The organism is Pseudomonas sp. MYb541, assembly GCF_037479595.1.
Lineage (GTDB): Bacteria > Pseudomonadota > Gammaproteobacteria > Pseudomonadales > Pseudomonadaceae > Aquipseudomonas > Aquipseudomonas canadensis.
The window spans coordinates 52,262-62,234 of record NZ_JBBGYS010000042.1; the positions used below are offsets into that span (position 1 = coordinate 52,262).

General features: G+C 58.8%; 13 protein-coding genes and 1 tRNA gene. 9 read left to right on the forward strand and 5 right to left on the reverse strand.

Translation table 11 applies throughout. From position 1 onward, the window contains the following. The first annotated feature begins 33 nt into the window (after window positions 1–33). On the forward strand, window positions 34–228 hold the full coding sequence (gene csrA / locus WH299_RS23240; RefSeq protein WP_003192511.1) for a carbon storage regulator CsrA: 195 nt from the start codon (window positions 34–36) through the stop codon (window positions 226–228). Between the two features lie 280 nt (window positions 229–508). Here the strand turns inward: csrA and WH299_RS23245 are convergent, their stop codons facing one another. Continuing rightward, the gene (locus WH299_RS23245; protein WP_123474319.1) at window positions 509–1,186 is read right to left on the reverse strand and encodes an HAD family hydrolase; all 678 of its coding nucleotides are present in this window, start codon (window positions 1,184–1,186) and stop codon (window positions 509–511) included. 206 nt (window positions 1,187–1,392) lie between these two features. Between WH299_RS23245 and WH299_RS23250 the strand changes: the two genes are divergently transcribed. From WH299_RS23250 to WH299_RS23270, 5 genes are all read left to right on the forward strand, one after another. Continuing rightward, window positions 1,393–2,163: an alpha/beta fold hydrolase gene (locus WH299_RS23250; RefSeq protein WP_339551407.1), complete on the forward strand. Its 771-nt coding sequence runs from the start codon at window positions 1,393–1,395 to the stop codon at window positions 2,161–2,163. A gap of 111 nt (window positions 2,164–2,274) precedes the next feature. After that, a complete protein-coding gene (locus WH299_RS23255) occupies window positions 2,275–2,520 on the forward strand; it encodes a DUF2790 domain-containing protein (RefSeq protein ID WP_028617101.1) in 246 nt (81 codons plus the stop codon). Window positions 2,521–2,562: 42 nt separating this feature from the next. Next, complete coding sequence (locus WH299_RS23260; RefSeq protein ID WP_033901736.1) at window positions 2,563–3,234, forward strand: heavy metal response regulator transcription factor; 672 nt, start codon at window positions 2,563–2,565, stop codon at window positions 3,232–3,234. Continuing rightward, the gene (locus WH299_RS23265) at window positions 3,231–4,631 is read left to right on the forward strand and encodes a heavy metal sensor histidine kinase (protein WP_339551408.1); all 1,401 of its coding nucleotides are present in this window, start codon (window positions 3,231–3,233) and stop codon (window positions 4,629–4,631) included. The genes WH299_RS23260 and WH299_RS23265 overlap by 4 nt, the downstream gene beginning before the upstream one ends. 126 nt (window positions 4,632–4,757) lie before the next feature. Then, window positions 4,758–4,982 (forward strand): hypothetical protein, encoded by a 225-nt coding sequence (locus WH299_RS23270; protein ID WP_028617104.1) that lies wholly within the window; start codon window positions 4,758–4,760, stop codon window positions 4,980–4,982. A 15-nt stretch (window positions 4,983–4,997) separates the two neighbouring features. Here the strand turns inward: WH299_RS23270 and pcp are convergent, their stop codons facing one another. From pcp to WH299_RS23285, 3 genes are read right to left on the reverse strand one after another with little or no spacing between them, the layout of a single operon-like run. After that, the gene (pcp, locus tag WH299_RS23275) at window positions 4,998–5,639 is read right to left on the reverse strand and encodes a pyroglutamyl-peptidase I (RefSeq protein ID WP_339551409.1); all 642 of its coding nucleotides are present in this window, start codon (window positions 5,637–5,639) and stop codon (window positions 4,998–5,000) included. Window positions 5,640–5,646: 7 nt separating this feature from the next. Continuing rightward, window positions 5,647–6,597, reverse strand: a complete 951-nt coding sequence (locus WH299_RS23280) for a DUF979 domain-containing protein (RefSeq protein ID WP_122726018.1) — start codon at window positions 6,595–6,597, stop codon at window positions 5,647–5,649. Beyond that, window positions 6,594–7,310 carry a DUF969 domain-containing protein gene (locus WH299_RS23285; RefSeq protein ID WP_068934140.1) on the reverse strand — a complete coding sequence of 239 codons (717 nt, stop codon included), beginning with the start codon at window positions 7,308–7,310 and terminating at the stop codon, window positions 6,594–6,596. Before WH299_RS23285 ends, WH299_RS23280 begins: the two co-directional genes overlap by 4 nt. A 324-nt stretch (window positions 7,311–7,634) precedes the next feature. On the opposite strand from WH299_RS23285, the gene WH299_RS23290 reads away from it, so the two are divergent. Then, window positions 7,635–8,180, forward strand: coding sequence for a DUF4410 domain-containing protein (locus tag WH299_RS23290; protein WP_028617108.1), 546 nt, complete (start codon window positions 7,635–7,637; stop codon window positions 8,178–8,180). A gap of 9 nt (window positions 8,181–8,189) precedes the next feature. Then, window positions 8,190–8,375 carry a hypothetical protein gene (locus tag WH299_RS23295; RefSeq protein WP_068934138.1) on the forward strand — a complete coding sequence of 62 codons (186 nt, stop codon included), beginning with the start codon at window positions 8,190–8,192 and terminating at the stop codon, window positions 8,373–8,375. An 86-nt stretch (window positions 8,376–8,461) separates the two neighbouring features. On the opposite strand, the gene WH299_RS23300 is transcribed toward WH299_RS23295, so the two are convergent. After that, window positions 8,462–8,538, reverse strand: a tRNA-Val gene (locus tag WH299_RS23300). A gap of 184 nt (window positions 8,539–8,722) precedes the next feature. On the opposite strand from WH299_RS23300, the gene WH299_RS23305 reads away from it, so the two are divergent. Further along, a partial coding sequence (locus tag WH299_RS23305) for an NAD(P)/FAD-dependent oxidoreductase (RefSeq protein ID WP_339551410.1) occupies window positions 8,723–9,973 on the forward strand: 1,251 nt, incomplete at its 3' end.

Genomic DNA, 9,973 nt, shown 5'->3' on the forward strand with positions numbered 1-9,973 from the left:
CATGTGTCCTTAAAAGTAATCAAGGAGAAGTCCATGCTTATACTCACCCGCAAAGTTGGTGAAAGCATAAACATCGGTGATGACATCACGATCACCATCCTGGGCGTAAGCGGCCAGCAAGTACGAATCGGCATTAACGCACCCAAGGATGTTGCCGTACATCGCGAGGAAATCTACCAGCGCATTCAGGCTGGCCTGACTGCTCCGGACAAAAACCAGACGCCTTGAAGCCCTCCCAGTAGCCAGCCCTTTCGTTCACTGTAACGGCTGGCGAAAACTTCTTTGAACGGCTCTGTCTTTGTTGCGTGAATCACGTCCCCCCTGCGTTCATCTTCATGGAAAGATGAAGCTGTGTTCACGCCTGGAACTGGTCGTTTCACTCACTGCCGAATCGCTTGCCTGCCCTCCTGCCATCCGTGTGTATTCAGGAACACATCCACGAGGATGTGAACGGATCCAGCCAACGCCCAACGAAAGCCAAGCCCCATTAGGACTCGACCTTTTCATGTCAGGCGGCCCCGTCCTGCAAGTACAGCAAACCGTCCGCGTCACGCAGCACGCTTAGCTGTTCGTACCCGTCTATCGAAGAATGCTCGGTGAGCATGGGCGCATGATGCGTCGACGTCACAACCATCACGTCCGCCCCCGCAGCCTCTCCCGCCCGGATGCCTACTGTCGCATCTTCAAACACCAGGCAATCCTGCACCGGTACGCCCAATCGTTGCGCCCCCAGCACGTAACAGTCGGGGTTCGGTTTGCCGATCGCGACATCTTCGGCGGTGACCATTATTGCCGGCGGCGCAATGCCCGCCGCTTGCAGTCGACGTAGCGCCAGCTCCCTGGGCGCCGAGGTAACCAGCGCCCATTGATCATCCGGCAGACTGTTTAAAAACGTGACGGCGCCGGGAATCGCCACGACACCTTCGACATCATTGATTTCAGCCTGGGTAATCCACTGTGCCTCCACCTCGGGATCGACGCCCGGCAATGCCTGACGGGTGATGGTATCGATCGCACGGGCACCGTGAATGGTGGCCAGAAACGCCGCCACTTCCAGACCATGGTTCTTGGCCCAGATGCTCCACACCCGCTCGGCGGCGGCAATGGAGTTGAGCAACGTCCCGTCCATATCGAACAGAAAGGCACGGTAACGGCGGTTGTATACAGCTGAACCTCGGATGGACACTGCGCAGTTTCCTCATGGGCGGAGACAAATAATGGGCCCACTGCAATCTACGGATCACCTGGGCGGTTGTAAACGCCACCGACGCGCTTGCATTACAGCTTTGTAATCAAGCGGTAAGTCTTGCCACCACCCTCACTTCATACAGTTAAGTCGTCAGTCACCCACATCGGATGACGCCACTTCCTACTGATGAAAAGGGTCCACCTATGAAACCTGCAAGCAAACTCTGCCTGATCGCCGCCAGCCTGCTGATGCTGGGCACTGGCAGCGCCATGGCGGGCGCCGTCGCACCGGTCAAAGCCAATAATGTGGTGCTGGTGCACGGCTCCTGGGCTGACGGTTCGAGTTGGTCCGAGGTGATTACCCGCCTCCAGGCCGCGGGGCTGCACGTCACTGCCGTGCAAAACCCGCTGACCTCGGTGGCCGACGATGTTGCCGCCACCCACCGTGTGCTGGATCAACAAGACGGCCCGACCGTGCTGGTCGGCCATTCCTATGCAGGCACCGTGGTCAGCGACGCCGGGGTCAACCCGAAAGTCAGCGCCCTGGTCTACGTGGCCGCCCGGGCTCCAGACGCCAACGAAGACTTCGTCGCGCTCTCAGCCAAGTACCCGACCATGCCTGTTCGCGCTGGCGTCGAAGACCACGACGGCTACCTCACCCTGAGCCAGGACGCCTTCCTCAAGTACTTCGCCGCCGATGTGCCACACGCCAAGGCCATGGAGCTGTATGCCGTGCAGCAACCCATTACCAAGACCCTGTTCAGCGGCCGCACTGTCAATGCGGCCTGGCACACCAAGCCGTCGTGGTACGCGGTGTCGGCGAATGACCAGACCATCAACCCTGACCTTGAGCGCTTCCTCGCCAAGCGTATGAACGCCACCACCATCGAGCTGCCATCGAGCCATTTGTCACTGGTGTCCCACCCGAAGGAAATCACCGACCTGATCCTCGAAGCCTCGGGCCGCCAGCCTTAAGCCTTGCATTACAAACTTGTCATCATCCTGTTGGTTGGCTGTTCGGGGCGCCTGGTTACTGTGAAGTCACTGCCATGACCTGGCAGCCAACCCTTTAAGAGAAATACCACCATGAAACTGTTTATCCTCGGCTTTACCGCTTTGCTCGCTACCGGTTCCGTGCTTGCCGCCGAACCTGTCATCCACGACAAAACCGGCTTCTTCGTCCACCTGGACGTGGCCAAAGTGCTGTCGAGCACCGACACTTATGGCCAATGCGGCATCGTCCCCGCCCGCCTCAACTACCTCGACAGCCAAGGCCGCGAACACGTGTTGGACTACCAGGTGCAGGGCATCGGTTGCGCCAGTGACAATTGATCGGGCTACACTTGCGCCACGCATTGAAACAGGGCATTACCCATGAACATCCTCGTAGTCGAAGACGAACCCAAGGCCGGCAACTACTTGCTCAATGGCCTGCAGGAGCTGGGCTATTCCGTCAGTCTCGCCCGCGACGGCGTGGACGGTTTGCACCAGGCCCTGGAAACCCCGTTCGACGTGATCGTACTGGATGTGATGATGCCGAAAATGGACGGCTGGGAAGTGCTGCGCCGCCTGCGCAAGGAAGCCGACACACCGGTACTTTTTCTGACGGCCCGCGATGACATTGCCGACCGCATCAAGGGCCTGGAACTGGGCGCCGACGATTACCTGATCAAACCGTTTTCCTTCGCCGAACTGGTAGCACGCTTGCGTACACTGACCCGCCGTGGCCCGAGCCGGGACGAGGAACAGCTGCAGATCGCTGACCTGCAGATCGACGTACTGAAGCGCCGCGTTACCCGCGCCGGCACGCGCATTACCCTAACCAATAAAGAGTTCGCCCTGCTGCACCTGTTCGCAACTCACCAGGACCAGGTGCTGTCCCGTTCGATGATCGCATCGCGGGTGTGGGACATGAACTTCGACAGCGACACCAACGTGGTAGACGTCGCCGTGCGGCGCCTGCGCTTGAAAATCGACGACCCGTTCCAGCTCAAGCTGATCCACAGCGTGCGCGGCATCGGCTACCGCTTCGATACCCAGCCATGAACAAACGTCGCCATTACTCCTTGACGCTGCGTCTGGCACTTATCTTCGCCCTGCTCGCCTTCGTCTTGCTGGCAACCCTGGGTGTGGCGCTGTACCGCGAGCTGGAGCGAGAGTTGATCAAGCGGGACGATGCCGCATTGATTTCCCGCGTCGACCAACTGCGCAACCTGCTCAACGACAACAATACCCTGGACCTGATCAAGACCAAGCCGGAGCTGTTCCAGAACATGCTGGGCAACCGTGAATCGATACTGAGCATCGCCGCGCCTGGGCAAAAACCCTTGCTGACGGTCAATCCCGGTAATATCGACCTGCCTTCCGTTCCCCCGGTGCCCAAGAACCACGAGCTGACGTTTGCTGACGTGCACCACTTCCCCAGCATTAACGGTGTGCCGTTCGCGACCGTGGCCGCGTCCATCGACTCCGGCGACCTGGGCAGCCTGCAAGTCACCACGGGGCGCCTGATGACAGAGCGCACCGCCATGCTCGCCAGCTATCGCTTGAGCGTTTATATCCTGGCGAGCATCGCCGCAATCATTTTGGCGGTGGCCGGTTATCTACTGGTGCATCGTGGACTTGTACCGTTGCGCCGCCTGGCCCGGCACGCCCAAGGCATCGGCGTCGGCAATCTCGCCGAACGCCTCGACAGCCACGGCGCACCAAAAGAATTGTTGCCGATGATTGATTCGTTTAACACCATGCTGGAGCGGCTAGCCAAGGGTTTTGTCCAACTGGGCCAGGTATCCACCGACATGGCCCACGAACTGCGCACGCCCATCAACAACCTGTTGGGCGAAACCCAGGTTGCCCTGCAACAAAACCGCAGCATCGAGAGCTATCAGCAACTGCTGGCGTCCAATGTCGAAGAGCTTGAACGCCTGGCGCGGATGCTCGACAACATGCTGTTCCTGGCGCGCACCGACCCGGCCAGCGCCCTGCGCCAGCGTCAGGAACTCAATGCCGCAGATGAAGTGGAACGCATCGCCGAGTACTTCGAAGGCTTGGCGGCGGATAGGGATATCAGCATTCGCGCTGAAGGTAACGGGGTGATCTGGGCGGAGCCGATGCTACTGCGCAGGGCCCTGGCGAACCTGTGTGCCAACGCCATTAAATATGGTGCGCCGAGCACCGAGTTGGTAATACGGGCGATTCCCGATGCCGAGGGCATTCACCTGAAGGTCAGCAACCGCGGTGAGACCATCGCTGCCGAGCATCTGCCGCGACTGTTCGAACGTTTTTACCGTGTGGATGAATCACGGGAACGGTCAGCGCAATCCAACGGATTGGGCTTGTCGATTGTGGCGACCATCATGCAGTTGCATAACGGGCAATACAGCGTGAGCAGTGAGGCCGGGGTGACGTGTTTTGATTTGTTCTTTCCGAAGCGGGAACACTGAGCGGCAGACCCCCGGTGTTATTTTGCAAAGGTTTGTCCCTTATCGCTGGACGAAAGCCACACTATTCTGGCTTCCCAAGGGGCTCAAGGCAGAGCCGGCAACAGTAAAAACAATGGAGATTCGGGAATGGAAATACGATTAGGTCTACTGGAAAAGGGGCTGGCTGAAATGAACGAGAAGCTGATCACCGTTTCGAGCAAGGCAGACGCCATGGATAAACATTTCGCTTCCAAGGCAGACCTGGCAACCACTGAGCTGAACCTTATCAAGTGGTACGTGGCAACTGCATTCGCAATGACAGGCCTGGCTTGCGCCATCACCTTCGGACTTACCCGATTATTTGCGATGTGAGAGGCGCTGGGCCGGTCAACCGACCTGCCCGCCCGCCTCCTTTACATCCACAAGCGTTTGCCACGCCGCCAGTAAAGCTACCTGCAGTCCCGCAACCATCATACCCAGCACCATTGAAGGCTGCTGCGAACCCGCCACCTGCTCTGGCAGAAACGGTACGTGGATAAACCCACTGCGCACTCCCGACCCTGCAAGCGCATGCTGCAAGAGATAAAACACCTGATTACACACAAATGTCCCCGCCGTCTGTGATACCGAGGCAGCGATCCCCGCTTCACGCACGGCCTTGACCATCGCCTTGATCGGCAGCGTCGTGAAGTAGGCCGCCGGGCCATCAGCGATGACCGCCGTATCGACAGGCTGCTCGCCCAGGTTATCCGGAATACGAGCATCGTTGACATTGATCGCCACCCGCTCGATAGAGAGAGTGCTACGGCCCGGTCCCAGACCAGTAGCGATCACCATCGCCGGACGCAACTCATCGATCAACCGGGTCAGGCACTCACCCGCAGTGGCAAATGCGCAAGGCAATCGACGCGCAACTATCTGCACATCGGGCGCCAGTTGCACACCGTCCAGTTGGCGCACAGCCTCCCAGGACGGATTAACCAAGTCTTTATCAAAGGGCTCAAAGCCCGTCAGCAATACGGTTTGCATCTTCGCCTCACATCAATAGGTAAAGCAGCACAATATTGACCACCAACATCATCAGCGCCGTGGGCAGTTGAGCCTTGATCACGGCGTTCTTGTCCGGCAGTTCAAGCAACGCAGCAGGCACGATATTGAAGTTGGCGGCCATCGGCGTCATCAGTGTGCCGCAGTAGCCGGAGAACATACCAATCGCTGCCATTACGGCCGGGTTACCGCCGTAGATACCCACCAGTACCGGCACGCCAACACCGCCCGTCATCACAGGGAAAGCCGCGAATCCATTACCCATGATCACCGTAAACAAGGCCATGCCCAGCACATAGACCATCACCGCCACCAACTTGAAATCCATGTTGATGTAGGTCGTGGTGACGTGCGCAACGGCCGTACCGACCCCGGCTTCGTTAAACAGCAAGCCGAGCATCGCGAGCATTTGCGGAAGCACCATCGCCCAGCCGAGGGCTTCGGTGAGACGGCGGGATTCGCGCAAGGCTTGCACCGGCGTATCACGAGTGAGCCAGCAGGCCAGGCCAAGTGCGATCAAGCAGCCGATGCCAAGGGAAACGAAGGTGGTGTTTTTCGGATCCAGCAGCGGCACGCCGCCGATCTCGGTGTGCTTGAGCAATACCGAGCCGATCACCGTGGTCAGCGGAATAGCCAACGCAGGAATGAAGAGTTTGTGACCCAGGCGACCGGCACTGGCGCGGGATGCCTTGTCATGCAACTCGGCATGCTTGCCACGGCCGACGCCGCCCATGCCGGCGATCAATGCCATCACCACGACGCCAGCGCCGATGGCGACCGACGGTAGGCGCTCGCCGATCAGGAACGGAATAGCGAACAACAGCCAGAACAACGCACTGGACCAACGCTTGGGATGGCTCCGGTCCATCAAGATCATCCCCGCGGTGATCAGCAGCAGAACCCCAGCGAGCCAGTACAGGTATTGAATGGAAATGATCATTGCGCGGCCTCCACTGGCGTAGTGGCAGATGTCATCTCACGGGTGAGCCTTCGATCAAACCGATGCAGACGGATCGCATGAATGATGAAGGCACAGATCGCAGTAGGGATACCCCACACCGCAATGTGCAGAGGCTCAACATCAATCCCTGAGCCGAGCAGGAAGGTGTGCATCAATGCGATGGCGCCAAATGCGACAAAAATATCTTCACCAAAAAACAGGCCGACGTTGTCAGTCGCGGCGCACATGGCCAACACCTTGTGACGCAGCTTGTCCGGCAACTTGCCGTAGCGTTTTTCTGCTGCACCTTCGGCCATCGGCGCCAGCAGCGGGCGCACCATCTGCGGGTGCCCGCCCAAGCTGGTCAAGCCCATGGCAGCAGTGGATTCACGCACAAACAGATAGATGATCAGCAGGCGCCCCACCGTGGCGCGCTCGAAGCGTGCGATCCAGTTCTGCGCATGCAGGCGCAGCCCGTGACGCTCCAGCAGGCCGATAACGGCAAGGGGCAACAACAGGATCAATTGCAGGGCACGGGTCTGAAGGAAGCCATCGCCCATGGTCGCGAGGATTTTTTCCAGTGGGAAATGGGCGGCAAGCCCGGTGGCGATGGCGGCGGCGGTGACCACCAACAGCGGGTTGAAGCGCAAGATAAAGCCAACCACGATCACAAGTACGCCGATCAACGGCCATAAGTTCACAACAGTTTGCATGGCGTGAGGTCCTTAAGTGCGCGCTGCGGCGCCATTACAGCAGGATGTGAACAAAGGGTTCACAGCAAGAAGTGGCGTGCAGTCGGCTCGGTTTTTTATTGTTGACCCGAAAGGTCGAGCGTCAGTGGCGGCAACTTTGCTGCCTGGGGACGGGAGGTGTCCAACAAGAAAAATTGTTGCTGCGAACCAATAATTTTTGTGGGTGATTGGACGCGGTACACGTAACAAGATGTGGACAGACCTGACGGGATTCGCGCATCTTAGCGCCGCCCGCTTCTCAGGCCTTTGCGGCCCTCCCGTTAACGTTGTGGATATGGAAATTCAATGAAAACCCAAAAAATCCTGATCGCTATCTCCTGCGCCGTTGCGCTGTCCATGCTGGGTGGTTGCGCCGCCAAGGTGAAAAGTGGTGGCAGCGCCGCCCTGGCGATCCCGGACGCCGCCAAACACAACTTGGTGGTGAGCATCAAAGGCGAAGGCCAGGTCGAGCAAAACCCGGACTGGAACCTGCTAAAGCGCGACTGGAACAATGCGCTCCAGGTCGAAGCCCGCCAAGCCGGCTTCAATGTCACTGAAAGCTCCGCAGTGGCTCCCAGCGGCGAAGACGGTGTCGGCATCAACATCAATGTGAGCAAGTTCCGTTACATCGAGCCGGGCTCGCGCTACGTCGCGGGTGCGCTGGTAGGTAATGCCTGGGTGTTCTCTCGCGCCGATTACTCCGACCTGAAATCCGGCGCACCGATTGGCTCGCGCACCTACGACACTTCGTCGTCCGCCTGGGAAGGCATTGCCTCGGCCATGACACAGAAGCAAGTACAGGCGATCGCCAAGCAGATGATCAGCGATATCAAAAGCGCCAAGGCCAAGTAAATCGCCACCGTGAGCGAATTTCTAGAATTTATCTGGAGGCTCATCGGCACTCTGTTCAATCTGCTCGAGTTCGCGAGCGATTACACACCACCACGTCGAAAACGCGTGTTCTCATTCGGGTTCGTGATGTTTTTGCTGTTGGTGGCGCTGGTTGAACTGGTGTTGTTGCAGATGTTTCTTGGCGAGACCGGCTGAGGCGGGGCTTTAGAAATCGCACACAACAAAAAAGGGCCCACCTTTCGGTGAGCCCTTCTAGACCGCCCAGCAGAGCGGATTTTGTTTGGTAGGCGCGATTGGACTCGAACCAACGACCCCCACCATGTCAAGGTGGTGCTCTAACCAACTGAGCTACGTGCCTGCTGTGAGGCGGCATTCTACGGAATTCCGGAGGGGTGTCAACATCTTTTTTGCAGCTAACCCTATGAATATGCGAATTTTTTATTTGCGCGGAGCACACCCGTGAATTTCGGGTGGCTGGCAGGCAATTTTCAACTCAGGTAGGATCGACGCACTCGTAAAAAATATAAAACAGAGGTTCCAGGATGGCGAACACCCCCTACCCCCAGTCGTATTACGCCGCATCCGCGAATGCCGTTCCGCCTCGCCCGGCACTGCAAGGTGAGGTCGAAACCGATGTGTGCGTGATTGGCGCCGGCTACACCGGCCTCTCCAGTGCGCTGTTTCTGCTGGAGAACGGTTTTCGCGTGACGGTGCTCGAAGCCGCCAAGGTGGGGTTCGGCGCCTCGGGCCGCAACGGCGGGCAGATCGTCAATAGCTACAGCCGCGATATCGACGTGATCGAGCGCAGCGTTGGGCCCAAACAAGCGCAACTGCTGGGGCAGATGGCATTCGAAGGCGGCAAGATCATCCGCGAACGCGTGGCCAAGTACCAAATCCAGTGCGACCTGAAGGATGGCGGCGTATTCGCCGCACTCAACAGCAAACACATGGGCCACCTGGAGTCGCAGAAGCGCCTGTGGGAGCGCTACGGCCACACACAGCTGGAGCTGCTGGACGAGCGCCGCATCCGTGAAGTGGTGGCCTGTGACAACTATGTGGGTGGCTTGCTAGACATGAGCGGAGGCCACATCCATCCGCTCAACCTGGCACTCGGCGAAGCGGCGGCCGTGGAATCTCTGGGCGGCACGATCTACGAACAATCGGCAGCCGTACGAATCGAGCGCGGCGCCAATCCGGTGGTGCATACCGCGCAGGGCAAGGTCAGGGCCAAGTTCATTATCGTCGCGGGCAATGCCTACTTGGGCAACCTGGTGCCGGAGTTGGCGGCCAAGTCGATGCCGTGCGGCACGCAAGTGATCACTACCGCGCCCCTCGGTGACGAACTGGCAAAAACGCTGCTGCCGCAGGATTATTGCGTCGAAGACTGCAACTATTTGCTCGACTACTACCGCCTCACCCGCGACAAGCGCCTGATCTTCGGCGGTGGCGTGGTGTATGGCGCGCGTGATCCGGCAAATATCGAGGCGATCATCCGTCCAAAGATGCTCAAGGCGTTCCCGCAGCTCAAGGATGTGAAGATCGACTACGCCTGGACCGGCAATTTCCTGCTCACCCTGTCGCGCTTGCCGCAGGTGGGGCGCCTGGGCGACAACATCTACTACTCGCAGGGCTGCAGCGGCCACGGCGTGACGTACACGCACTTGGCCGGCAAGGTACTGGCGGAAGCCCTCAGAGGCCAGGCAGAGCGCTTCGATGCGTTTGCCGACCTGCCGCACTACCCGTTCCCGGGTGGGCAATTGTTGCGTACGCCGTTCGCGGCAATGGGCGCCTGG